The following is a 24,586-nucleotide window of genomic DNA, read 5'->3' on the forward strand; positions in this document are numbered from 1 at the left end:
CCCCCCGAATCCGCCTCAACAGGGCTCCGCAGCTCATGAAGACGCTTCATATCGACTGCACTTTCGGCATCGCCGGCGACATGCTGCTGGCTGCGCTGGTGGATCTGGGTGCCGATCTGGACCAGATCGCCACCGCGTTACGTCGGCTGCCGATCGACCCTTTCGAACTCGGCACCCGGCCGGTAGATCGCTGCGGGATTCGGGCCCGCCTGCTGACGATCGATCTCGACATCGCCGATCCGTATGGCCATGTTCACGGCTCTTATCACGACGATCATTCCCATCACGATCATCACGACGCCGATCACGATAACGGCCACGGTCATGACCATCACGAGCACAAGCACACCCATGGTCATCGCCGTGCCGGCGATATTCTGACGATGATCGCGGCCGCCGACCTCCCGAACCGGGCCAGACATCGGGCGACGGCGCTCTTCACCGCGATTGCCGAGGCCGAGGGGCGAATCCACGGCATCGATCCCGGCGAGGTCCACCTGCACGAAGTGGGGGCGATGGACTCGATCATCGACATCATCGGCGTCTGCCTGGCGCTCGAGCTGCTCGATATCGATCGGATCAGCGCCTCGCCGGTGCCGGTGGGACACGGCATCATCGATATCGCTCATGGCCGCTTTCCGATTCCCGCGCCGGCCACTTTGGAGCTGCTCAAGGGGGTGCCGCTGTCGGATTTCGATGCGCCGGGCGAACTGACCACGCCCACCGGCGCCGCCTTTCTCGGCGTCCTGGTCGAGCGCTTCGGCGGATTGCCGGCCGGGGTACCGCTGCGGATCGGCTACGGCGCCGGCAACCGCGACTCGGCCCATCCTAATGTCCTGCGCGGCGTTCTGTTCGAGGCCAAAAGATCGTCCACGACCGCCCACGATGACGAACCGCGAGAGTCGATCGGTGTCCTGGAGTGCCAGCTTGACGACGTCACCGGCGAGCAGTTGGGGCATTTGATGGGGCTATTGCTGGAAGCCCAGGCACTGGATGTGTTCTATACCCCAGTGATGATGAAAAAATCCCGCCCCGGAACGCTGATCACGGTATTGGCCCCGTGGCCGCGAGCGGATGCCCTGGAGCGACTCTTGCTCCTGCACACATCGACCTTCGGCGTGCGCCGTCATGAATCCAGCCGGCGAATTCTGGATCGCCGTATCGAGATCGTCGAGACCGAATGGGGCGAGGTCAAGGTCAAGATCGGCAGCCTCGACGGCCGCGATATCCGGGTGGCTCCGGAATATGAAGACATCCATCGCCTCGCCCTGGAGCACGACCACCCTCTCGCCGATGTCCATGCCCGCGTGCTGGAAGCCTACGCCCTGCGCGGCGATTCTGGCAGTCCGGCGCTGGAACCCTGATCTGGAAGAATCGCTGGACGAATCGCTGGCTGAGTCACTGACCCAGGCCCTGATTGAGGCCCTGATTGAGGCCCTGATTGAGGCCATGACTGAGCCCCTGGCCGAGTCAGTCGAACTGCATTCGGCCTCGTTTTCCGGTTGGTGACACGCAGGTTCATGTCGAGTCGTGTTCCACCTTCGTCGACTTGCCATTTATGATCGAATCGATCAATTTATACGGAAATATTTAATCGGTTCAATCATAACCATGACGATAGCGCCTGCTTCGTACCTGTCCGATCCGCCGTCGATGGCCGATCAGACCTCGCTGCTCATTCTGGCCGATGACCTGACCGGCACCGCCGACTCGGCGATTGGCTGCACCCGACAAGGGCTCTCGACGGAGGTCATGCTCTCCGCTTCGGGAAGGATCAGTGCCAGCGCCAGTGCCGTCGCCATCGATCTCGACTCACGAGCCTGCTCCCCGCAGCAGGCGGTCGATCGTCATCGCGACTGCCTGAATCAGTGGCAGGGACGCTATCGCTATCTGTTCAAGAAGATCGATTCGACCCTGCGCGGCAATGTCGCCGCCGAGATCGCGAGCCTGGTGCCAAGCGCCGGCATGGCTATCGTCGCCCCGGCTTATCCTGCCACCGGGCGCACCACCCGGGCCGGCCGCCAGTGGCTACACGAACGTCCGGTCGAGGAGACCGAGGTCTGGACCAACGAAGGCATTCGCGGCCGCGCCGATCTGGTCGAGATGCTGGAGGGCGCGGCGCTGACCACGCGTCACCTCGATCTGGCGACGCTCTACGAAACGGATGCGGTGGTCTCGAACATGCTGCGGCAGTATCAGCGAGAAGGCGTCGACGCCGTCGTCTGCGACGCCCTGACGGATGCCGACCTGCGGCGGCTGGCAGCGCTATCCGCGACGCTCGACGACGTCTTCTGGGTCGGTTCGGCCGGGCTGGGCCTGGTGCTGCCGGATGCGCTGGGGCTTACCGCTTCGACGGTCGAGGCCCCTTCCTCCCGCGCCCCACGTCGACGCCCGACATTGATCGTGATCGGCAGCATGAGCGGTATCTCGCACGTTCAGGCCGACGCGCTGGTGGCCGCCAACCCCGACCTCGCGGTCGTGGAGATCACCCCGGCCGAGCTGTTCGGCGAGACGGAAGAGACCTCGTCGTCGCCCGCGCTGGCGTCGATCTCCCAGCGTCTCTCTCACCGTATCGGGGAGACGCTGCAGACGGGCAACGACGTCATGGTTCGTCTGGCCCAGAACGAGGATCGCAACGCCGCGGATGGGCCGCGTCTCAGCGCCGAACTCGGCGTGATGCTCGCCCCGCATCTGGCCGCGGTCGATCGGCTGATCGCCACGGGTGGCGCCACCGCCCGGGCCATACTGATGGCCGCGGATATCACCCGGTTGACGCTGATCGACGCCCCCGATACCGGCATGGCCCGGCTCGTGACCCGCTATCGCGAACGGCCCCTGGAGGTGATCACCAAGGCCGGCGGCTTCGGCGATGCCGAAGCCTTCCAGCGGGTCTGGCACGACGCGGGGGCCGCCCCCACAGTGAATCCGTTACCCACTTTCAAGACTCAGCAGAGGATACGAACATGAGCGATCGCCCCATCATCGGTATCACCATGGGAGACGCCGCCGGCGTCGGCCCGGAAATCATCGTCAAGGCGCTCGCCCAGGACGCCGTCCACGATACCTGCCGGCCGCTGGTCATCGGCGACGCCGGCCGCCTGCGTCAAGCCATGGAGATCGTCGGCTCGACCCTCGAGCTGCACATCGTCGACGCTCCCGCCCAGGCGCGATTCGAGCGCGGCACGCTCGAGTGCATCGACCTCGGCCTGATTCCCGCCGATCTGCCCTGGGGCAAGGTCTCGCCGATCGCCGGCGATGCCGCCTATCAGTACATCGCCAAGACCGTGGAACTGATCGAAGCCGGCGAGCTCGATGCGATCTGTACCGCACCGCTCAACAAGGAAGCGCTGCATGCCGGCGGCCACCTGTTCCCGGGCCACACCGAATTGCTGGCGCATCTCACTGGCACCGAGGAAGTCTCGATGATGCTGGTGACACCGAAGATGAAGGTGATCCACGTCACCACCCATATCGGCATCATCGATGCCATTGCCCGGATCGAACCGGGACTGGTCACCCGCACCATCGAGCGCGCCTACGAAACGCTGGCCCGCGCCGGGCAGACCGATCCGCGCATTGCCGTTTGCGGCATCAACCCTCATGCCGGCGAGAACGGATTGTTCGGCTATGGTGAGGAGGAGGAGAAGATCGTGCCGGCGATCGAGGCGTTGCGCCAGCGGGGCTGGAACGTCGAGGGTCCGCTGCCCGCCGACACGCTGTTCTTCCGTGCCGGTCGTGGCGACTTCGACTGCGTGGTGGCGATGTATCACGACCAAGGCCACGGCCCGGTCAAGGTGATGGGGCTCGAAGCGGGCGTCAATGTCACCGTCGGTCTGCCGGTGGTGCGCACCTCGGTCGACCACGGCACCGCTTTCGATATCGCCGGCAAAGGCATCGCCGACGATCGCAGTCTGATCGAGGCGCTGCGCCAGGCGGTCGAGCTGGCCAGCCGCCAGACCGCTCGATCGGCATGATCACTGACACCCTTTATCGCATTCATGACTGTCACCGCTGAGGAGAGAGAGATGCCCACCATCGGTTTTGCAGGACTGGGATTCATGGGGGCCGGTATGGCCGCCAACATTCTGAAGGCGGGCCATCCGCTCAAGGTACTGGCCCATCGCAACCGCCAACCCATCGACGATCTGGTTGCCCGGGGCGCCGAAGAGGCCAGCAATGCCGCAGCGCTGGGAGCCGAGTGCGATATCGTCTTTCTCTGCGTGACCGGCGCGCCGCAGGTCAAGGCGCTGATCGACGGCGATGAAGGGATCCGTGCCGGGGCCAGAAACGCCGGCCGCGAAGGCCTGGTGATCGTCGACTGCTCGACCTCCGAACCCACGCTGACCCGCGAACTGGCCGCCTCGCTGAGCGAGGACGGGATCACGCTGATCGACGCGCCGCTGGGCGGTACGCCGGCCCAGGCCGAGACCGGTGAACTGCAGGCGATCGTCGGTGCCGACGACGCCACTCTCGAGCGCGTGCGCCCGGTGATGGAGACCTGGGCTGCCAGGATCATGCACGTGGGCCCGGTGGGTGCCGGCCATACCATGAAGTTGCTCAACAACTTCCTCGCCATGGGCTACGGGGCGATCTTCGCCGAAGCGTTGACCATCGGCGCCAAGGCCGGCATCACGCCGCAGACTTTCGACAGTGTCATTCGCGGCTCGCGCATAGACAGCGGCTTCTATCAGACCTTCTTTCAGTACGTGCTCGAGCGCGATCGCAATGCCCATCGCTTCACTCTGGCCAACGCTCACAAGGACACCCGCTACCTCGCGTCGCTGGCCGAGGCGATGAACGTCGATGCCGGCGTCGCCAAGGCCGTTCGCGATCTCTACGCCAGCGCCGAATCCCAGGGCGACGGCGAGAAATACGTGCCCGAGCTCTCCGATATCGTGGCGGCGCGTTACCATACGTCACTCGGAAAATGAGATCGGTCGGCCCCAAGGAATCACCATGAAAGTCGCCAAACGTCGCCAGGCGATGCTGGATGCGGTGCTCTCGGGCATCACCAGCATCGAGGCGCTCTGCCAGCATTTCACCATCTCCGAGGCGACCGCGCGGCGCGATCTCGGCGCGCTCTCCGAGCAGGGCCTGCTGGTTCGCACCTACGGTGGCGCCGCGGCCCATATCGGCCACCGCGAACCCGAGCTGACCCTGGAACAGCGACGTACGCGTCAGGGTGACGTCAAGGCTCGGCTGGCCGATTGCGCGCTGAGCTGCATCGAAGACAACGACACCGTACTACTAGACGGCGGCACCACTACCGCCGCGCTGGCGGCCCGGCTCAACGAGCGTCGCGGCCTCCACGTGGTGACCAACAACATGGCGGCGCTGCCCTGCCTCACGCAGCTGCCGGAGGGACATACGACCGTGCTCGGCGGAGATCTGCGCACCTCGAGCATGACCGCATACGGCCCGCTGGCGCACGCGGCGCTGGCCCGGCTGACGGTGGACCGGCTGTTCCTCAGCGCCGATGGCGTGACCGAGCTGGGGCTATGCGAAGCCAGCCCCGAGCAGGCGTGGCTGAAGGAGGCGATGATCGCCCGCGCCGCCGAAGTCTACGTCATGGCGGATGCCACCAAGCTGGGTCGTGCGAGCCAGCAGCACTGGACCGCCTTTCCGCCACGCTGGACCCTGATCACCGACGCTACCGATGAGCGGATAGAACCGTTCGAGAGACTCGGTGCGACGATTCTCAATCCTTCCTAGACACAGGACTGAATCGGACTCAGGCCATCGAGCCCGTCTTCCGCGCCGTCCTGCATTACAATGAGGGTCATTGGCGCCACCGCGTCTTCGTCATGATTCCTGTCCGGAGTGCCTTCATGCAGCCCAACACCCCATCAGACTCTCCCAGCCCGCTCGAGCAATACATCGAACAGCTGCGCGCCATGGAGATCGACATCGAGGCGATGGATGCCCAGGCCGCGCGCATTCGCCAGGATCACCTCGAGTTCGTGCTGGTCGTCGCCACCGACGAGCCGGCTTTCTTTCAGTTGATGCTGCCCGGCGTGTGGCAGGCTGCGGACGCCGCCAACCGCCTGCTGCTGCTGGAAACCGCCAACGATGTGATGAACACGCTGAAAGCCGCCAAGCTGGTGGTGCACAACGAAGCCGTCCACGTCAGCGTGGAGCAGTTCGTCGAGGGGCCGGATCAGGGCGTGGCGCTGATCCCCGGGCTGCTGGAACTCCTCAAGAGCGCCGTTGCCGAATTTCAGGAACGTCTCGGCATGGGCGAGGCGCCGCGCGTACACTGATCATAAGTACGCTGATCGCAAGTACCCAGTCGCAAGTACGCTGATAGCAGGGAAAGCGGCCTGGCGACATCGATATCGTCAGGCGCTCGAAGCGACCCCTTCTTACTCCCCCGATAAGGAGATCATCATGGCCGATTCCACTCACTTCGTGGTCATTGCCGAATTTCAGATCAAGCCGGGCCAGGTGCCGGCCTTTCTCGCGCTGGCGCACAACGACGCCAGTGAATCGCTGAGCAACGAGGAAGGCTGCCTGGCGTTCGACGTGCTGACGCCGGAAGGTAGCGAAGACATGGTCGTGCTTCACGAAGTCTATCGTGATCGAGCTGCCTTCGAGCATCACATGCAGATGCCGCACTACCCGCCGTTCAAGGAAGGCACCGCGCCGCTGATTGACGGCGAACCTTCTGTCCGTTTCTTCTATACCGCCACCCGCCCCGAATAAGCCCATCGAGAAGAGGCGCCTGACCGCCTCCGCTGGCCGCGTGGCATCGCCCGCGGCTACACTCGGCGTTTCCCGAACCCAACCGGACGCCGTTGCATGCCCCCGAACACCCCACCTGTCACCTTCGGCCCCGCGCCGCTATCCATCGAATCCGTCATCGCGCTGAGCGAACGCCGCGCCGAATCGACACTGGATGCCGACCCGCAATGGCGCGCACGGATCGATCGGGGTGCGGCGGTGGTCGACGGCCTGCTGGACCGCGAGGGGCAGATCTATGGCATCACCACCGGCTACGGCGACTCCTGCGTCACCGCGATTCCGCTCTCCCAGGTCGAAGCGCTGCCGCGCCAGCTCTACACGTTCCACGGCTGCGGGCTGGGTCGCTTTCTCGAACCCGAAGCGGCCCGCGCCGTGCTCGTCGCTCGGTTGCAATCGCTATGTCAGGGCGTCTCCGGCGTGCGCTTCGCGCTGCTCGAACGGCTGCAGGCCTGCCTGCGGAAAGACCTGCTGCCACGCATTCCCGAAGAGGGCTCGGTCGGCGCCAGCGGTGACCTGACCCCGCTCTCCTACGTCGCCGCCATGCTCTGCGGCGAGCGCGAAGTGATCTGGCGAGGCGAAGTCCGGATGGCGGCCGACGTCCATGCCGAGCTGGGCTGGCAGCCGCTGACGCTGCGACCCAAGGAGGCGCTGGCGCTGATGAATGGCACCGCGGTGATGACCGCGCTGGCGTGCCTGGCGTTCGGCCGCGCCGAGTATCTTTTGAAGCTCGCCACGCGGATCACCGCACTCAACGTCACCGCCCTGCGTGGCAACCCCAATCATTTCGAGGCGCGGCTATTCGCGGCCAAGCCGCACCCCGGCCAATCCCGTGTCGCCGCGTGGCTGCGTGCCGATCTGGAACTGGAAAATCTGCCGCCGCAGCAGCGACTGCAGGATCGCTACTCGCTACGCTGCGCGCCCCACGTGCTGGGCGTGCTGGCGGATAGCCTCGGCTGGCTGCGCGGCTTCATCGAGACCGAGCTCAACAGCGCCAACGACAACCCGCTGATCGATCCGGACGCGGGCGATGTCATGCATGGCGGCCACTTCTACGGCGGCCATATCGCCTTCGCCATGGACAGCCTCAAGACCCTGACCGCCAATGTCGCCGACCTGCTCGACCGCCAGCTCGCACTGCTGGTCGACACCCGCTACAACCACGGCCTGCCGAGCAATCTTTCCGGCGCGCCGGCCGAGCGCGCGATGATCAATCACGGCTTCAAGGCCGTCCAGATCGGCGCCTCCGCCTGGGCCGCCGAAGCGCTCAAGGGCACCATGCCCGCCAGCGTCTTCTCGCGCTCCACCGAGTGTCACAACCAGGACAAGGTCAGCATGGGCACCATCGCCGCCCGCGATGCCCTGCGCGTGCTCGAACTCACCGAACAGGTCGCCGCCGCCGCGCTGCTCGCCGGACTGCAGGGCGTCCAACTGCGCGGCGATCCTCTGCCCGCCCCGCTTGCCGAGATGGTCGACATCCTGCGCGAAGATTTCGCCCCGGTGGTCGAGGACCGTGCGCTGGATGGCGAGCTCAGGCTCTGCCTGGAGCGGATACGGGCGCGACACTGGACGCTTTATTCGTAAGACTGGGAGATACGTCATCGACATCTGCGACTGCCAGCCGGCGCCTTTACGGAACGCGCTGTGCGAGGCTGGCGTGGGTCGGGTCGCGCGACATGGATGTCGCGCGAGGCGCGTTGGGACAGGGATGTCCCTAGGCGCCGACCCGAACTCACGTCAGCTATCGCACGGGGTTTCGCGGTTCGTGGCGCCAGAAGAGGGAGAGCGAAGAGAGGGCGAGCGTTAAGCCCTCTCTTCAGAGCCAGCACAGGGTCCGTTAAAACGAAGGCAGTCGTAACCTCGCCAACGATGAATCAGGAGCCCAAGGAAAAACCAGCTAGCCCTGGGGCAAGCCGGCTTTATCGTCACGCCAACGCTGGCGTCGATCGACCTTCACATCAGTCGATCCTTACATCAACCCACCCAGACACGCGCGTTGCGGAACATCCGCATCCATGCGCCGTCCTGCGTCCACTCCGGCGGGCGCCAGGAGTTGGTCACGGCGCGGGCGACGCGCTCGGGGTGCGGCATCATGATGGTGACGCGACCGTTCGGCGTGGTCAGGCCAGTGATGCCGGCGGGCGAGCCGTTGGGGTTGGCCGGATAACGGCTCGTGACCTGGCCTTCGTTGTCGATGTAGCGCATCGCGATCTGGCCGCTGTTCTGCATGCTGCGCAGATGGCCGCTGTCCTCGAACAGCGCCTGGCCCTCGCCGTGGGCGACGGCGATCGGCAGGGTCGAACCGGCCATGCCGGCGAGCAGGATCGAGGGGCTCTCCTCGACCTGGACCATCGACACCCGCGCCTCGAACTGCTCCGAGCCGTTGCGCACGAAGCGCGGCCAGCGCTCGGCGCCGGGGATCAACTCTTTCAGCTGCGAGAACATCTGACAGCCGTTGCAGACGCCAAGGCCGAAGGTGTCCTCGCGAGCGAAGAAGGCCGCGAACTGATCGCGAGCGCGGGGGTTGTAGAGCGCCGACTTGGCCCAGCCGCCGCCGGCGCCGAGCACATCGCCATAGGAGAAGCCGCCGCAGCCGACCAGCCCTTTCATCTCTTCCAGACCGACGCGACCGGCAAGAATGTCGCTCATGTGGACGTCGACCGCCTCGAAGCCGGCGTGATCAAAGGCCGCGGCCATCTCCATGTGACCGTTGACGCCCTGCTCGCGCAGGATCGCCACCCGCGGGCGTACGCCACGTTGAATGTACGGCGCCGCGATATCCTCGTCGACATCGAAGGTCGGATTGGCCGAAAGGCCCGGGTCACGCAGGTTGAGCAGGCCGTCGAACTCGCTCTTGGCGGCCTCCGGATTGTCACGCAGCGCCTGCATTCGATAGCTGGTTTCCGACCAGATGCGCTGCGTCATGGCGCGGGTGGTTTCCAGCAGCGGCTCTTCGAACAGCGTCACGCGGATCTGGTCGTCGTAGCGCGGCCGGGCGATCACGCCGCAGGTCTCGAGGCCGGCGGCGGCAAGCTGCGCCAGCACGAACTCGGTTTCCTGACGGTTGACCTGAATCACCGCGCCGAGCTCTTCGGCAAAAAGCGCATCGACCGCGCCGACGGCATCGTCGGTGAGCCAGTCGAGCTTGATCTCGAGCCCGCCGCGACCGGCAAAAGCCATCTCCAGCAGCGTCACGATCAGACCACCGTCGCTACGGTCGTGATAGGCCAGCAGCTTGCCGTCGGCGTTGAGCCCCTGAATGACGCTGAAGAACGCCGCCAGGTCTTCGGCCTCGTCGAGATCCGGGCAGACGTTGCCGACCTGACCGTAGACCTGGGCCAGGGCCGAGCCGCCGAGACGGTTCTGGCCGCGGCCGAGATCGATCAGGATCAGATCGCTTTCGTCCTGATCGAGCCGTAGCTGCGGCGTCAGCGTTCGCAGCGCATCGGTGACCGGCGCGAAACCGGTAATGTTCAGCGTCAGCGGCGCGGTGATGCTCTTCTCGTCGCGGCGGTCGCCCTCTCCGACCTGCCAGGCCGTGCGCATGGACATCGAGTCCTTGCCCACCGGCACGGCGATACCCAGCGCCGGGCAGAGTTCCATGCCCACCGCGTGGACCGCGTCGTACAGCGCCTGATTCTCGCCGGCATGGTCGGCGGCGCTCATCCAGTTGGCGGAGAGCTTGATATCGGAAAGCGCCGCAATCGGCGCGGCAGCGAGATTGGTGATCGCCTCGGCCACCGCCAGACGCGCGCTGGCGGCAGGATGGATCAGCGCCACCGGCGGACGTTCGCCCATCGCCATCGCTTCGCCGGCGTGGGTGTCGTAGCTCGAGGTGGTCACCGCGCAGTCGGCCACCGGCACCTGCCACGGGCCGACCATCTGGTCGCGAGCCACCATACCGGTGATCGAACGGTCGCCGATGGTGATCAGAAAGCTCTTGGACGCCACCGCCGGCAGCCGCAGCACTCGGTCCAGCGCTTCGCGCAGATCGAGATTGTCGAGGCCGAGGCCCGGCAGGTTGAGCGTGTGGCGCTCGAAGCTGCGCTGCATCTTCGGTGGCTTGCCGAACAGCACGCTCATCGGCAAGTCGACCGGATCAGCCTCGAAATGCCCATCGCGCACGGCCAGGTGGTGTGCCTCGGTGGCCTCGCCGACCACGGCATAGGGGCAGCGCTCGCGGGTACACAGCGCATCGAAACGCTCGAGCTGCTCGGGTGTCACCGCCAGCACGTAGCGCTCCTGGGCCTCGTTGCACCAGATTTCCAGCGGGCTCATGCCGGGTTCGGCGTTGGGCACCGCGCGCAGATCGAACAGGCCGCCACGGCCGCCATCCTTGACCAGCTCAGGCAGGGCGTTGGAAAGCCCACCGGCGCCGACGTCATGGATGAACGCGATCGGGTTGTCGTCCCCCAGCGCCCAGCAGCGATCGATCACTTCCTGGGCGCGGCGTTCGATCTCGGGGTTGTCGCGCTGCACCGAGGCGAAGTCGAGATTCTCGCTCGAGGTGCCGGACGCCATCGACGAGGCGGCGCCGCCGCCGAGGCCGATCAGCATCGCCGGGCCGCCCATCACGATCAGCTTGGCGCCGACCGGGATCTCGCCCTTGAGGACATGACCGTCACGCACGTTGCCGTAGCCGCCAGCCAGCATCACCGGCTTGTGATAGCCGCGACGCTCGATGCCATCGGCGCCCACCGCATCGAGCTCGAAAGTACGGAAGAAGCCGTTGAGATTGGGCCGGCCGAACTCGTTGTTGAACGCCGCACCGCCGATCGGGCCTTCGAGCATGATGTCGAGCGCCGACTGGATCCGCTCGGGCTTGCCGTAGTCAAAGGCTTCCCACGGCTGCACGAACTCGGGAATCCGCAGGTTGGAAACGGTGAAACCGGTCAGGCCCGCCTTGGGCTTGCCGCCGCGCCCGGTGGCACCCTCGTCGCGGATCTCGCCGCCGGCACCGGTGGCAGCGCCCGAATGGGGCGCGATCGCCGTCGGGTGGTTGTGGGTCTCCACCTTCATCAGGATGTGGACCGGTTCCTGAGTCGCGCCGTAGACCTGGTTCTGCGGCGAAGGGAAGAACCGCCCCGCCGTCGGCCCTTCGATCACCGCGGCGTTATCGCTGTAGGCCGAAAGCACCTTGTCGCCGGACTGCTCGAAGGTGTTCTTGATCATCTTGAACAGCGAATGGGTCTGCGGTTCGCCGTCGATCAGCCAGTCGGCGTTGAAGATCTTGTGGCGGCAGTGCTCGGAGTTGGCCTGGGCGAACATCATCAGTTCGACGTCGGTCGGATTGCGCCCCAGCGCCTGGAACGCGTCGACCAGGTAGTCGATCTCGTCGTCGGCCAGCGCCAGACCCAGCTCGTCATTGGCATCCGCCAGCGCCGCTCGGCCGCCGCCCTTCACGTCCACCGTCGCCAGCGGCGTCGGCTGATGATGCGAGAACAGCTTGGCCGCATCGTTTGCGTCGAACAGCACGGTCTCGGTCATGCGGTCGTGCAGACATGCCACCATGGCGTCGTAGGCTTCGGCGCCCGGGGCACTCTTCAGCGTCACTCGGTAGGCGATACCGCGCTCGATGCGCGCGATCTGTTCGAGCCCGCAGTTGTGCGCGATATCGGTAGCCTTGGAGGACCACGGCGAGATCGTGCCGATGCGCGGTACCACCAGAAACAGGTGACCCTCAAGCGGCGCATCACGATCGGATCCGCCGCCCCCGCCCCCTTGGCCTTCAGCGTTTTGGAAACCATGGCTTTGAAAACCATAGTCCAGCAATCGCTCGAGCACCTGGCGGGGCTGCTCATCGAGCTCGTCTTGATAATCGACGGAAAGAACATCGACGAAGTGAACGTAGTGCGCCGTGACGGACTCGACTTCGGGCGCGACGGCACGAAGATCGGCGAGCAGTTTGGCGTGACGGAATGCAGATAGCGCAGGCGCGCCTTGCAATTCGAGCATGGCGAGGAAAGCCTCCAGGACGGTCGAGGATCGCGTCCGTCTCATTCGAAACGGCCATTGCGAGACGGGGCGGCGATGCCGGATCAGGGCGATATCATACTGGAAAGCGGCGGCGCTCGCTAAGCCAACGCCGCGAGATCCACGGCATGTTTCGATACGCACCAGACGCTGGTCGCAGCGGGGCACGGCGCCCGCGTTCCGGGATACATAGCCTGGTAGCCAATAGATGACAGCAGGACGATCGCCGGATATGGTGTGCCGTCACGCTGTCACCGATCCCATTGCATGTCCAAGCTCTCGACACGCCTGCGACTCGTGCTGACGGTGCTACTGGCGTTGGCCACTCTCCTGTGCCCCGCTCAGCTGGCGCTGCGCTTCAGCGACGGGCTCGATCCGATCCGCAAACGCGATTTCCTGCAGGTCGCCACCCGCAATGGACCCATCACCTTCTATGCGGGAGGCCACGGCCCGACCGGCTTCGAATACGAACTGATGCGACGTTTCGCGCAGTCGCTGGGCGTCAGCCTGGCAGTCGACAGCGAGACACGAATCGCCGACGTCTTCGACCACGTACGCGAAGGCGACGCGGACATGGGTGCCGCGGCACTCACGCTGGATCTCGACCGGCCGGGCATTCGCTACAGCGAGCCGATCCTGACGCTGCAGCCAATGGTGGTCTATCGTCGCGGGCTGCCCCCGGTGCGCACTCTCGACGATCTCGTGGGTCTGCGCATCGGCGCCATCGCCGACTCCGGAACGGCGGCCGCGTTGCGCGCACAGCAGAAGGATCTGCCGGGACTCGGCTGGCGCGAGGCGGACGGTGTGACCATCGCCGACCTGATGGAGATGGTCGAACGAGACGATCTCGACGCGGCCGTCGTCTACACCCACCAGTTCCAGCTCAATCGACTATTCTTCCCCAACGTCGAGCGGGGCTTCCCGCTGGGCAAACCCATGAGCCTGAGCTGGGCGTTCGCCGCGGATCAGCCGATCGATCTGCTTACGGCCGCCAACCACTTCCTGGACGCGCAACGCCGAAACGGCACCCTGGACGAACTCGTCGGGCGCTATTTCGGTCACGACGACTATCTCGAGTACGTCGGCGCCCGATTGTTCATACGCCACGTGGGCAACCGTCTGCCGCGCTTCCTGCCGTATTTCAAGGAAGCCGCACGCGACACCGGATTCGACTGGCGCCTGCTGGCCGCGCTGGGCTTTCAGGAATCGCACTGGAAGCCCGGCGCCGAGTCACCGACCGGCGTTCGCGGGCTGATGATGCTGACCCGCCCCACCGCCAAGGAGATCGGCATCGACGACCGCCTGGACCCGCGCCAGAGCGTCGACGGCGGGGCCCGGTACCTGCTTCAGGTCAAGCAGCGCCTGTCCGACGACATCCCCGAGCCGGACCGGACCTGGATGGCACTCGCCGCCTACAACGTCGGCCTGGGCCATCTCTTCGATGCCCAGGAGATCGCTCGGCTGCGCGGCGGCAACCCCGAGCGCTGGGCCGACGTTCGCGAAGCCCTGCCGCTGCTGCAGCAGCGCGAGTGGTACTCTCGCGTGGCCCACGGTTACGCTCGTGGTGGGGAACCGGTAATCTACGTACGCAACATTCGCCGTTATTACGAGATACTCAAGTACGTCAATCGAAGCCAGCAGCAGTTCAATCAGTTAGGCGAGCGAGCCCTGGAGGGAGAGGAGAACCCTCCTTTCGAGGTCATAGCCCCGCTGCTGTAGTTCATGATGCCTTGCTGATAACGCATCGTTGGCAACCCACCGTGGAGAACTCTAGCGACTATGGTGGTATCTCGTCTGTCGTTGTACCTGGCATTGCCGATTCTGCTGCTGGCGATCTGGCCCGGCGACGAACCGGCGCAGCGCTGGATCCTGATGCCGCTGGTGGGCGGGCTGTGGCTAGGCCAGCTTGCCACGTCCCATGATTGGCACAGAGCCAGCCGCTGGCTGCTGATTCCTACCGGCATCCTGACCCTGGCGATCATCGCCAGCTTCCTGATCGCGGAGGACTGGGTCAGCGTCGATCTCTGGCAACGCTGGCTCGATCTCCTGCCGGGCCACTGGGAGCTCTTCCACAGCCGCCCGCCCATCCTCGCGCTGTGCATGATCTTCGCATTGATCCTCAACGTGCTGCTGCTTTCGCGGCTGGGCCTGGGCTCTCCGATCATTCTGCTGCTGGTGGCCATGTGCGGCGCCTGGCTGGGCTATCGCTCGCTGTCTCCGCCGCCGGAATATACCTCCAGCTTGAACGGGATCCCGCTGCCGATGCTGGCCGCGCTAGGACTATTGTGGATCGCTCAATGCCTGGCGCTTTTCCCGACGCTCCGACGCTACTGGCGGCGAATTCTGCTACCGCTCCTGGTCGGCGGATCGATCGCGCTGCTGGCCATGATCAGTTGGCAGGAGCAGCGCCAGACCGACAATCAGCGGCTCTATGACCTCGCTGCCGACGAAGGCAACGACATCGCCACCCGACTGGCCTCCGAAACGGTCGCCCACCTCGAGGCAATGCGGCGTTTCACCAGCTTCTGGAACATGATGGATCACGTACCCACCCGCTCGGAGTGGGAACAGCAGGCCAAGCGCTATCACGACGACTTCAGCTATTTCCGTAATATCGCCTTCATCGATCCTGACGGCACCGTCATCCGCGTCTACCCATTGCGGGGGAACCAGTCAGTGCTCGGCGTCAATCTCTACGCGTCGGATCCTTCCGCCAGCGAGGCGCTGGATCGCCCCCTGGTCTACGGTATCGAAGGCCAGACCGGAATCGTCGATTTCCTGCAAGGTGGGCGGGGCGTCGTCAGCTATCTACCGGTCCGCGACGCCGTCGACGGCACGCTGCGTGGTGCCGTCGCCATGGTGGTGAGCGTGGACAATCTGCTCAATTCACTGCTGACGCAGACCGATAACCAGGATCGCGCGGTGACACTCAGCGGCGGCGATCGGCTCTATTTTCACTACGGTCCGCTGGGTGACCTCGCCGACTGGAGCTACCAACAGACGGTGGCCCTGGGTACCGATCGGCTGACGCTCAGCGTGAAGCCTTCACTGCACTGGTTGGAAGCCAATCGCGACAGACTGCCGGACATCACGTTGGTGTTCGGCATTGTGCTCGCCTACCTGCTGCACATGGTGCTTTACATCTACCGTCGGCTGACGCATCAGCACCGCCTGGCCAACCGAACCAATGTCTCGTTGCGCGAAGAGATAAGAGAGCGCGAACGGCTGCAGCAGGAGATCGAGTGGATCGCCCGGCACGATGAGCTGACGCACCTGCCCAACCGGCGCGAGCTGCTGCGCTGGATGGATATCCAGAGCGACCCGCTGCCGCTGGCGCTGATGATCTGCGATCTCGATCACTTCAAGAACGTCAACGATCACTTCGGCCATCTGGAAGGCGATCGCTATCTCAAGACGATCGCGCAGTGCTGTCGCCTGCCGGTGGAGCGCGCCGGGGGAATGTTCGCCCGCTACGGCGGCGAGGAGTTCGTCGCCTGCCTGCCGCGGTGCGATCGCCACCGAGCCGAAGAGATCGCCGAAGCCCTGTGCCGGGCGGTTGCCGACAGCGGCCTCGTCCAGCCCGATGGCGAACCGGTGACGTTGAGCATCGGGGTCAACGTCACCGAGACCTTGTCGATACATCGCGACCGGATCTTCCAGGCGGCCGATGACTCGCTGTATCGCGCCAAACAGAATGGCCGCAATCGCGTCGTTCTCGCCGACGCCCTCTGAAACCGGAGCGTCGCAAGAGCCGGCAGCCCGCTCGAGCAGGCCGTCTGTTAGAGCCGGCCGGCCGCTCGAACCGATTCGTGGCTCAGAGGGATTCGCGGCTCGCCTCGCCCGCTGACGAAGGATCACCCTGGCGACGCTGCCGAAAGAATTGCTGAAGCAGTCGCTTGGCCGGGGCAGCGAGCACGCCACCGGCGATCTCGACGCGATGGTTGAACCACGGCTGGGCAAACAGATTGGCCCGGGATTCGACCATGCCGCCCTTGGGCTCGGCGGTGGCGTAGACGACCCGCCGGATGCGGGCGTGAATGATCGCCCCCGTGCACATCAGACAGGGTTCGAGGGTCACGAACAGCGTGCAATCATCCAGTCGATAATTGCTCAGACCCGAAGCCGCGCTGCGCAACGCCTGCACTTCGGCATGCGCAGTGGGATCGTGGCCTGCCACCGGGCAGTTATAGCCCGCGCCGATCACTTCGCCGGCGGGGTCTACCACCACGGCGCCGACCGGCACTTCACCGTGGTCGAACGCCAGTTGCGCCTGCTCCAGCGCCCGGTGCATGTAGAATTCATCGCTGCGCATCATGCTAATTCCGTGTTGCGGCATCGCGGTCCAGCCTCTTGCCCGCCCGCGAGCCGGTCGAGGTCGTCGGCGTCGCGGCGAGCTGCCATCGAGCAGGATATACTCGCGACAAGCCTTATTCGAAAAGCTTTTACTGACGTGCCATCAAGGATACCCGAATGACACAAGCGCTGAACGACCTGATCCAGCTTCTCGGCCTGGAAGCGCTGGAAGAGAATCTGTTCCGTGGCCAGAGCCAGGACCTGGGGCTGCCCCAACTGTTCGGCGGGCAAGCGCTGGGACAGGCCGCCGCGGCCGCCACCCGCACGGTGCCCGAAGACCGCTACCTGCATTCGCTGCACGGCTATTTCCTGCGCCCCGGGGATGCCAAGCTGCCGGTGATCTATTCCGTCGACCGCGTTCGCGACGGTGGCAGTTTCACCACGCGACGAGTCACCGCGATTCAGAAAGGCAAGCCGATCTTCTTCTGCAGCGCCTCGTTCCAGGGCCGCGAGCACGGCCTGAGTCATCAACCCGACATGCCGGAAGTGCCGTCTCCTGAGGCGCTACTGGCCGAGGGTGAGGCGGTTCATCAGCGTTTCCACGGGCATCCCGTCGAGTTCATCACGGTCGAGGAGTGCCACGAGCGGCCGCCCTCGCGGATGATCTGGTTCCGCATGGGCGGCGGTCCGATGCCGGACGATCCGGCACTGCACCGCTACCTGCTCGCCTACAGCTCCGATTTCAATCTGCTGTTGACCTCGCTGCTGGCCCACGACGTGGAATTCGGCGACCCGCGCCTGCGCATCGCCAGCCTGGACCACGCCCTGTGGATCCATGAGGACCCGAAAGTCGACGAGTGGCTGCTCTACGTCATGGAAAGCCCGTGGGCGGGTAGCGCACGCGGCTTCGCCCGCGGCAGCTTCTACAATCGCGAGGGGCGTCTGATCGCATCGACGGCGCAGGAAGGGCTGGTCAGGGTTCAGTCTTAAGCCGCGAGCCGCGAGCCGCGAGCCGCGAGCCGCGAAAATCAGAGTGAAGTTTCCGGTACAAAAAATGCCAGCGACGAACGTCGCTGGCATTCTCTTCTGGCGTCCCGAAGCCGACGTCAGGTTTTAGCTTTTAGCCCGTAGCTGCTTTCTACAGCGCCCCAAACTCGGCGCAGGCTCGTAGCTCGTAGCTCGTAGCTCGTAGCTCGTAGCTCGTAGCTATCAGACGTCCTTGATCGATGCCATGTCGATGACGAAGCGATACTTCACGTCGCCCTTCTGCATCCGCTCCCAGGCTTCGTTGATCTGATCGATGTTGATCATCTCGACGTCGCAGGTAATGCCTTTCTCGGCGCAGAAGTCGAGCACTTCCTGGGTTTCCGGCATGCCGCCGATCAGCGAGCCGGCCAGCACGCGGCGACGGAACACCAGATTGGCACCGGAAATCGCCGGATCGATCGGCTCGAGCAGGCCGACCAGAATGTGAGTGCCGTCCGGCTTCAAGGCGTTGAGATACGGGTTGATGTCGTGCTGCACCGGCACCGTGTCGAGCATGAAGTCGAAGGTCTCGGTGATCGCGCCCATCTCGTCTTCGTTGGTCGAGATCACCACGTGATCGGCGCCCTGCTGCTTCGCCTCGGCCTTCTTGGACTCGGAACGAGTGAACAGCGTGACTTCGGCACCCAGCGCCTTGGCGATCTTGACGCCCATGTGGCCGAGGCCGCCCATGCCGATGATGCCGACCTTGTCGCCCGGCTTGACACCGTAGTGCTTGAGCGGTGAATAGGTGGTGATACCCGCACAGAGAATCGGTGCCGCGGACTTGATATCGAGCTTGTCCGGAATCCTGACGACAAAGCGTTCACTGACGACGACGGAGTCAGAATAGCCGCCCTGGGTCAGGGTGCCATCATGCTTGTCCGGGCTGCCGTAGGTCATCACGAACCCTTCGGCGCAGTAGTTTTCGAGCCCGTCTTTACAGGCCTGGCACTGGCGGCACGAGTCGACCATGCAACCCACACCGACCATGTCACCGACCTGATAATTGGCGACCTTGTCTCCCACGGCCGTCACTCGGCCGACGATTTCATGTCCCGGCACCACCGGATAAGAGGCCATGCCCCAGTCATCCTGAGCAAAGTGCAGATCGCTGTGGCAGACGCCGCAGTAGAGGATTTCGATCGAGACGTCGTCCGGGCGCGGCGCACGACGCTCGAAGTCCCATGCTTCCAGCGGCGACGTGGCGGAATGTGCAGCGTAGCCCTTGGCGGGCGTGGCGGTAGCTTGTGTCATCTGGATGACTCCCCATGAAAGATGGGTGAATGAACGGATCGTGCGCCTAGTGTGGTCGACAACTCGCTCGGCGGCCATGCCGTTTCCTCTGCAACGTCTGCTCGATCCTCTTCAATCCAGGAGGCCACTACCTCTGTCCGGCCGGACTCATGCACAATACGCTGAACCTGTCTATCCTCATCAGCGCGAGGTCGTCATGCTCGATCGCCTTTCCGAACCATCCCGACTCCACCGCGGCCCTACGAATCCGTCTCTCGACGCTTCGAGGCCTAACGTGTCCTGGGCCTCGCGACTGGCCCGGACGCTGGCGCCGCTGGCCACGGCCGACGGCTTCTCCGAGACCGCCATCGACGGCGTCAGACTGATCGCTTCCGGATGCGGCCATCCGCGCACGCCGTTGATCTACGAACCCGGGATATTCGTCATCGCCCAGGGCGACAAGATCGGTTATCTGGGAGACCGGGTCATTCACTATGGACCCGGCAACTATCTGGTCCAGGCGATGCCGCTACCGTTCGAGTGCGAAACGCTCGCCCGCGCCGATGCGCCGTTGCTGGGTATCTCGATTGCCGTCGACCCGTTGACGTTGAGCGAGCTGGTGCATCATCTGCCCGCGCCATCCGGTGTCGATCGCGGCGCCCCCGAGCCCATGGCGGCGGTCGCACTCGACGACACCATGGCGGAAGCGGTGCAACGCCTGGCACTGTGTCTGCAGGACGAACACGCCAGCCGGGCACTCGGCGCGGGACGGGTACGCGAAGTGATGTTCGCCGCGCTCAATGGTCCGCAGGGGCAGTCGCTGCGCCAGCTGGTACAGCAGCATGGCCACTACGCGCGCATCGCCGAATCGCTGAACTATCTCCACCGTCATTTCGCACGGCCGTTGACGGTGGAGACGCTCGCCGAGCGCGCCAACATGAGCGCCTCCCACTTTCATCACCACTTCAAACGCACCACGCAGCTATCGCCGGTGCAGTATCTCAAACGCCTGCGATTGCTCCGGGCGCGAGTTCTCCTCGGCCAGCAGCGCATCAACGTCTCTCGCGCCGCCGCCGATGTCGGTTATCGCAGCACCTCGCAGTTCAGCCGCGAGTACAAGCGCTATTTCGGGGTCAGCCCGTCGCAGAGCTGAGCGCAGCGATAGGAAAAGACCCAGGGAAGCGCTGAATAAATCGGCGAGCGGCGTTAAACACGAGGCGTACGGAGCACAGACTTGAAGCGAAGCGGAAAGAACGTCCGACGGACGGCCCCGAAGGGGCGAGAAACCGGAGGTTTCAAGTCAACCGGAGCCTATGGGGTATAGGTGAGGATTCCGATCGGACCGGCGCCCCGGCACCGCACAACGAAGTGATTTGCCCGCGCAGACATTTATCCAGTGTCTTCCTAGGCGAAGAGGTTCATCAGCCCGCGAACCAGGTAATAAGCGCCCACCACGGTGACGATCCAGCGCGTCCAGTAGCGGAAGCCGTCGTCCGTCAGCCGCGCCAGCACCAGATTGCCAGTGCGCGTGCCCAGGAAAGCGAACGGAATGGCCAGCGCGATCCAGCCCCATTGGGCGCTGTCCATCGCCATCGCCGCCTGCCAGTAGAAGAGGATCTTGAGCGTGTGCGCGATCACCTGAATGGTCGCCTTGGTCGCGACCACGGTGCGTCGATCGAGCTGGGTGCGGATGAAGCCGATATCGATGGTCGGTCCAGAGACGCCGACCGCGATGGTCAGGCCACCGGACACGATGCCGCACATGATCGCATGCCCGGGCCGCGAGACATCGAAGTGAAACCAGCGCTTGGGAATCCACACCATCACCGGCATCAGACCCAGCACGATCAGCACCACCGTCTCGCTGGGCGAATAGCGCACCAGCGTCAGCAAGGCGGCCGAGATCAAGACGCCACAGGCGATCATGCCGACGATTCGCCAGGCGATGAACTTCCGCGACAGCCACGCCCGTGACGCGTTGGCGGTGAGCTGGATCACGCCGTGGACCGCGATCGCCGTCGCCGCCGGTAGCCAGGCGAGCAGGAAGCCCAGCAGGACCAACCCCCCGGCCATGCCGAAAACGCCGGACAACACCGAGGTCGAGAACACCACGGCCAGAAACAGCAATGCAACGGGGAGGGTCATACGGTGTCTATACTCCAGCGACAGGCACGATAGCCCGTGAAAAATAGCCCGTGAAAAATTCTAGAGATTACGCGAGCGTGAACCCGCCATTGTGAGAGCGATGATCGCCGCCCTATCAACCGGCAACGAGGAGCGTCTCCCCATGCGCCGTTTCATCACTATCCCCGTACCGATCTATCTCGCCGCGGCGCTGTTCGCGCTGAGTGGTCAAGCCGCCGCCTCCAGCGATGCCGCGTGGGAGGCACACGATCAAGCCGTCATCCAGCAGTGCCAGGACGCCAGCCAGTTCCCGGATGCCGCGCCGGCCGGTGAACCCGTGCTGTTCGACGACGAGGCCGGCATGACCGCCCTGCTGATCCAGGGTCACTACCCCCAAAACTACATGAACGGTCAAGCCGGCCAGGAGCTCTGCCTGTTCCGGCGCAGCAGCCAGGAAGTCTACATGGCCGATGCCGACAAGCTGGCGATCGGATCCGACGCCCTGCCCAGCACGCCGACCGCGGCGATCAACGACGATAGCAACAACGACGATAGCGGCAACAATCAGGCCGCGGGCTCCACGCAACCGCCATCGAACCAGGGCGACGACGCGCCCTGAGCGTCAGTTCGCCCGGGGCTCGTCCGGTGTCGCCAAGATCCGCTGGTAGAACGCCAGATCGAGCCAGCGATCGAACTTGTAGGCGGCCTGGCGGACGGTGCCCGCGTGGACGAAGCCCAGCCGTTCGTGCAGCGCGATACTCGGCGCGTTGGTGGCATCGATGCCGCCGATCAGAGTGTGATACTGCTGCGCCTCGGCGCGTTCGATCAACGCCGTCATCAGTCGTCTGGCCACACCGCGCTGACGGAAGTCACCATCGACATAGACAGAATGCTCGACGCTGTAGCGATAGGCGGCATGAGGGCGAAACGGGCCATAGCTGGCAAAGCCCATCAGCCGCCCACTCTCGTCGTCGAGCATGCCGATCACCGGAAAGTTGCCATCGCGCTTGGCCTGGAACCAGTTCTCGACGAATGCCGCGGTGCGTGGCTGGTATTCGTAGAGTGCCGTGGTGTTGAGAATGGCATCGTTGAAAATCGCCAGCACGGCTTCACCGTGCGGGCCGAACTCGCAGTCGATCAGGGTCAAGGTTCGGTTCTCATGATCAGGTCAGGTATCGTCAGCTCGGAAGTCGTCAGGCCGAGAGCCTGGCGCACAGTCCAGGCGCGCAGTCTAATACAGCGCGTTGGCCTTGAGCTCGGCCAGCGCTCGATCGTCAGCGTCCTGCAGCACCAGTGACTGGCCCACGAGCGCATAGTGCGCCGTCTCGGAGAGCGCCGCCAGCCACGCCTGTTCGAGTGTCGCCATGTCACCCGGGCATGCCATCCGGGTCGAAGCGAGCCGGGAGAAGGTCAGCGTGTCCCCTTCAAGCCGATAGCTGCCCATCAGCCGGTTGCAGCCGGTCGAACCGGAAACGCGCCCGTCTTCACCGAGAACCAGGTGCGCTTCACGCTGGTTGTCCGCCACGGTCACCGGCTTGCCGCCGAGCAGCATCAACTTCCAGTAGGTGCCGACCAGGTCCTCGCTGGCGGTTTGCGTGGTGACGTCAGGATTCGTGGCACAGCCGGAAACGGCCATGACGGCAACGACAGCCACCGAGACGGCGATCAAGGGTTTAAGGCGTGATAGCACGATGAGGTCCTCTTCAAAAGAACGCACGGAAAGCGCGTCTCGATCATGCCGGGGCGACCGGAAACAGGCCGGTCGCCGCGTCGGGTTGCAGGCTAGTGGCGTTCGATCATCGCGGTCAGGTCGTCAGAGACCATCGGCAGCGTCTCCCGCCAGGAAAGATAAGGCGTCGACCCGGTGCCGTTGACCAGCACCGCGAAGCTGCCCCAGCGTCCGCTCTCGGTACGAAAATAGCCGGCAATGGCACGTACCGTCACCGGCTCGTTGAGCGTGCCCGTCTTGATCATCACGTGATCCTGAAACGTCTGGCTGCCGCGACGGATGAAGTGCATCGGCCCGTTGGTGGGTACCTGCATGCCGGCCACAAAAGTGGGGAACAGCGACGCGCGTCCATACATCGCGCCGAGCAGCGCGTTGACGCTCTGCGCCGAAACGCGATTTTCCGGCGTCAGACCGCTGCCGCTACGCAGGGTCACCGCGCTGTGCCCCGGCAGGCCGGCGGCGAAACGTTCCAGCTCGCGGCCGGCATCCGACAGGTTCTGCTGCGTGCCGGAGGTCAGGTCCAGCGCCAGCGTGTCGGCCATGAAATTGTTCGAATAATTGAGCGTGCGCAGCAGCAGCTCCTGCAGCGGCTTGCCCTCGACGGCGGCCAGCGGCTGCGCGGTGGACGGCGGCGCCTGGCGACTGACGGCGTAGCCGCCGCTGACCGTAATGCCGGACTGGCGCAGCAGCGACAGCAGCGTCTGGCCGGTCTGGTCGGCAGGATCGGAGCTGGCCTTGTAGACCGGGCGCGGATAGCTGCCGGCCGGTATCTGCCCGCTGACCCGCAGCGTATCGCCCTGGCTGTCGGTGATCCGCCTGGCGTAGAGCTTGGCCGAGCCGCCAGCGGCAACGGTGGCGACGTCGTTCTCGATGCGAATGGTCGGCGCCACCGTATCGCAGCTGGTGACCCGCGCCGGCTGCCCGACGATCCCCGGCATCACCGTGGCGCACCAGCTGCCGTAGTTGATCGCGGCAGAAGAGAGCAGCGCTGCGTAGGCGTTGGTGCCTTCCGTCTGCGTCTCGCAGCGATCGGTGGTAATGCAGGTCACCGGGCCGAAGCGCCACTGGCTGACCACCAGTTGGCCATCGACGCTGGAGACACCGAGCTCCCGCAGTTTCTGAATCAAGCGCCAGAGTTCTTCGGAGGTCAGCGCCGGGTCTCCGCCGCCTTCCAGCACCAGATCGCCGTGCAGTACGCCATTGCCATCGAGCGTGCCGGTGGAGACGAAACGCGTGGTGAAGCGATGCTGCGGCCCCCAGCGATCCAGCGAAGCGGCCGCGGTGTAGAGCTTGGTGACCGAAGCCGGTGACAATGACTGCGCCGGATTGATGGCGCCGAGTACCTCGCCGCTATCGAGCAGGCGCGCCTGGGCGCTGACCACGAAACCTTTATCCGCAAGCCGGGCGACATGCTCGAACCCGGCCGCCTGCGCGGCGATGGTGAAGACGGAAAGGGATAACACACCGAGA

General features: G+C 64.8%; 20 protein-coding genes. 13 read left to right on the forward strand and 7 right to left on the reverse strand.

Annotated features, from left to right (window positions below):
* The first annotated feature begins 35 nt into the window (after nucleotides 1–35).
* From larC to ACUN9V_RS07375, 8 genes are all read left to right on the forward strand, one after another.
* Entirely contained in the window at nucleotides 36–1,364 is a 1,329-nt protein-coding gene (gene larC / locus ACUN9V_RS07340; RefSeq protein WP_445510912.1) for a nickel pincer cofactor biosynthesis protein LarC, read from the forward strand.
* A gap of 289 nt (nucleotides 1,365–1,653) precedes the next feature.
* Entirely contained in the window at nucleotides 1,654–2,967 is a 1,314-nt protein-coding gene (locus ACUN9V_RS07345) for a four-carbon acid sugar kinase family protein (RefSeq protein ID WP_445510913.1), read from the forward strand.
* Nucleotides 2,964–3,974, forward strand: coding sequence for a 4-hydroxythreonine-4-phosphate dehydrogenase PdxA (gene pdxA / locus ACUN9V_RS07350; RefSeq protein ID WP_445510914.1), 1,011 nt, complete (start codon nucleotides 2,964–2,966; stop codon nucleotides 3,972–3,974). Before ACUN9V_RS07345 ends, pdxA begins: the two co-directional genes overlap by 4 nt.
* 51 nt (nucleotides 3,975–4,025) lie before the next feature.
* Nucleotides 4,026–4,931, forward strand: a complete 906-nt coding sequence (locus ACUN9V_RS07355) for an NAD(P)-dependent oxidoreductase (RefSeq protein ID WP_445510915.1) — start codon at nucleotides 4,026–4,028, stop codon at nucleotides 4,929–4,931.
* Nucleotides 4,932–4,956: 25 nt separating this feature from the next.
* The gene (locus ACUN9V_RS07360; RefSeq protein ID WP_445510916.1) at nucleotides 4,957–5,712 is read left to right on the forward strand and encodes a DeoR/GlpR family DNA-binding transcription regulator; all 756 of its coding nucleotides are present in this window, start codon (nucleotides 4,957–4,959) and stop codon (nucleotides 5,710–5,712) included.
* 116 nt (nucleotides 5,713–5,828) lie between these two features.
* Entirely contained in the window at nucleotides 5,829–6,260 is a 432-nt protein-coding gene (locus tag ACUN9V_RS07365) for a hypothetical protein (RefSeq protein WP_075562236.1), read from the forward strand.
* A 127-nt stretch (nucleotides 6,261–6,387) separates the two neighbouring features.
* Nucleotides 6,388–6,702 (forward strand): putative quinol monooxygenase, encoded by a 315-nt coding sequence (locus ACUN9V_RS07370; protein WP_075562235.1) that lies wholly within the window; start codon nucleotides 6,388–6,390, stop codon nucleotides 6,700–6,702.
* A gap of 96 nt (nucleotides 6,703–6,798) precedes the next feature.
* Nucleotides 6,799–8,322, forward strand: coding sequence for an HAL/PAL/TAL family ammonia-lyase (locus tag ACUN9V_RS07375; protein ID WP_445510917.1), 1,524 nt, complete (start codon nucleotides 6,799–6,801; stop codon nucleotides 8,320–8,322).
* A 390-nt stretch (nucleotides 8,323–8,712) separates the two neighbouring features.
* Here ACUN9V_RS07375 and purL read toward each other — a convergent pair whose 3' ends face one another.
* Entirely contained in the window at nucleotides 8,713–12,693 is a 3,981-nt protein-coding gene (gene purL / locus ACUN9V_RS07380; protein WP_445510918.1) for a phosphoribosylformylglycinamidine synthase, read from the reverse strand.
* Between the two features lie 285 nt (nucleotides 12,694–12,978).
* Between purL and mltF the strand changes: the two genes are divergently transcribed.
* The gene (gene mltF / locus ACUN9V_RS07385) at nucleotides 12,979–14,430 is read left to right on the forward strand and encodes a membrane-bound lytic murein transglycosylase MltF (RefSeq protein WP_445510919.1); all 1,452 of its coding nucleotides are present in this window, start codon (nucleotides 12,979–12,981) and stop codon (nucleotides 14,428–14,430) included.
* Nucleotides 14,431–14,490: 60 nt separating this feature from the next.
* Nucleotides 14,491–16,443 (forward strand): diguanylate cyclase, encoded by a 1,953-nt coding sequence (locus tag ACUN9V_RS07390; RefSeq protein ID WP_445510920.1) that lies wholly within the window; start codon nucleotides 14,491–14,493, stop codon nucleotides 16,441–16,443.
* Between the two features lie 82 nt (nucleotides 16,444–16,525).
* Here ACUN9V_RS07390 and tadA read toward each other — a convergent pair whose 3' ends face one another.
* On the reverse strand, nucleotides 16,526–17,023 hold the full coding sequence (tadA, locus tag ACUN9V_RS07395; protein ID WP_445510976.1) for a tRNA adenosine(34) deaminase TadA: 498 nt from the start codon (nucleotides 17,021–17,023) through the stop codon (nucleotides 16,526–16,528).
* 158 nt (nucleotides 17,024–17,181) lie between these two features.
* Between tadA and ACUN9V_RS07400 the strand changes: the two genes are divergently transcribed.
* The gene (locus ACUN9V_RS07400) at nucleotides 17,182–17,994 is read left to right on the forward strand and encodes an acyl-CoA thioesterase domain-containing protein (RefSeq protein ID WP_445510921.1); all 813 of its coding nucleotides are present in this window, start codon (nucleotides 17,182–17,184) and stop codon (nucleotides 17,992–17,994) included.
* Nucleotides 17,995–18,213: 219 nt separating this feature from the next.
* On the opposite strand, the gene ACUN9V_RS07405 is transcribed toward ACUN9V_RS07400, so the two are convergent.
* Nucleotides 18,214–19,284: an NAD(P)-dependent alcohol dehydrogenase gene (locus tag ACUN9V_RS07405; protein ID WP_445510922.1), complete on the reverse strand. Its 1,071-nt coding sequence runs from the start codon at nucleotides 19,282–19,284 to the stop codon at nucleotides 18,214–18,216.
* A 274-nt stretch (nucleotides 19,285–19,558) separates the two neighbouring features.
* On the opposite strand from ACUN9V_RS07405, the gene ACUN9V_RS07410 reads away from it, so the two are divergent.
* Entirely contained in the window at nucleotides 19,559–20,416 is an 858-nt protein-coding gene (locus tag ACUN9V_RS07410; RefSeq protein WP_445510923.1) for an AraC family transcriptional regulator N-terminal domain-containing protein, read from the forward strand.
* Nucleotides 20,417–20,667: 251 nt separating this feature from the next.
* Here the strand turns inward: ACUN9V_RS07410 and ACUN9V_RS07415 are convergent, their stop codons facing one another.
* The gene (locus ACUN9V_RS07415) at nucleotides 20,668–21,408 is read right to left on the reverse strand and encodes a TSUP family transporter (RefSeq protein WP_445510924.1); all 741 of its coding nucleotides are present in this window, start codon (nucleotides 21,406–21,408) and stop codon (nucleotides 20,668–20,670) included.
* A gap of 142 nt (nucleotides 21,409–21,550) precedes the next feature.
* On the opposite strand from ACUN9V_RS07415, the gene ACUN9V_RS07420 reads away from it, so the two are divergent.
* Nucleotides 21,551–22,006, forward strand: a complete 456-nt coding sequence (locus ACUN9V_RS07420; protein ID WP_445510925.1) for a hypothetical protein — start codon at nucleotides 21,551–21,553, stop codon at nucleotides 22,004–22,006.
* 3 nt (nucleotides 22,007–22,009) lie between these two features.
* Here ACUN9V_RS07420 and ACUN9V_RS07425 read toward each other — a convergent pair whose 3' ends face one another.
* The 3 genes from ACUN9V_RS07425 to dacB all read right to left on the reverse strand — a co-directional run bounded on the left by ACUN9V_RS07425 (nucleotide 22,010) and on the right by dacB (nucleotide 24,579).
* On the reverse strand, nucleotides 22,010–22,534 hold the full coding sequence (locus ACUN9V_RS07425; RefSeq protein ID WP_445510926.1) for a GNAT family N-acetyltransferase: 525 nt from the start codon (nucleotides 22,532–22,534) through the stop codon (nucleotides 22,010–22,012).
* Nucleotides 22,535–22,618: 84 nt separating this feature from the next.
* Nucleotides 22,619–23,077 (reverse strand): META domain-containing protein, encoded by a 459-nt coding sequence (locus ACUN9V_RS07430; protein WP_445510927.1) that lies wholly within the window; start codon nucleotides 23,075–23,077, stop codon nucleotides 22,619–22,621.
* 92 nt (nucleotides 23,078–23,169) lie between these two features.
* Nucleotides 23,170–24,579 carry a D-alanyl-D-alanine carboxypeptidase/D-alanyl-D-alanine endopeptidase gene (dacB, locus tag ACUN9V_RS07435; protein ID WP_322528747.1) on the reverse strand — a complete coding sequence of 470 codons (1,410 nt, stop codon included), beginning with the start codon at nucleotides 24,577–24,579 and terminating at the stop codon, nucleotides 23,170–23,172.
* Nucleotides 24,580–24,586 lie beyond the last annotated feature (7 nt).

It is taken from the genome of Salinicola sp. V024 (assembly GCF_052645315.1).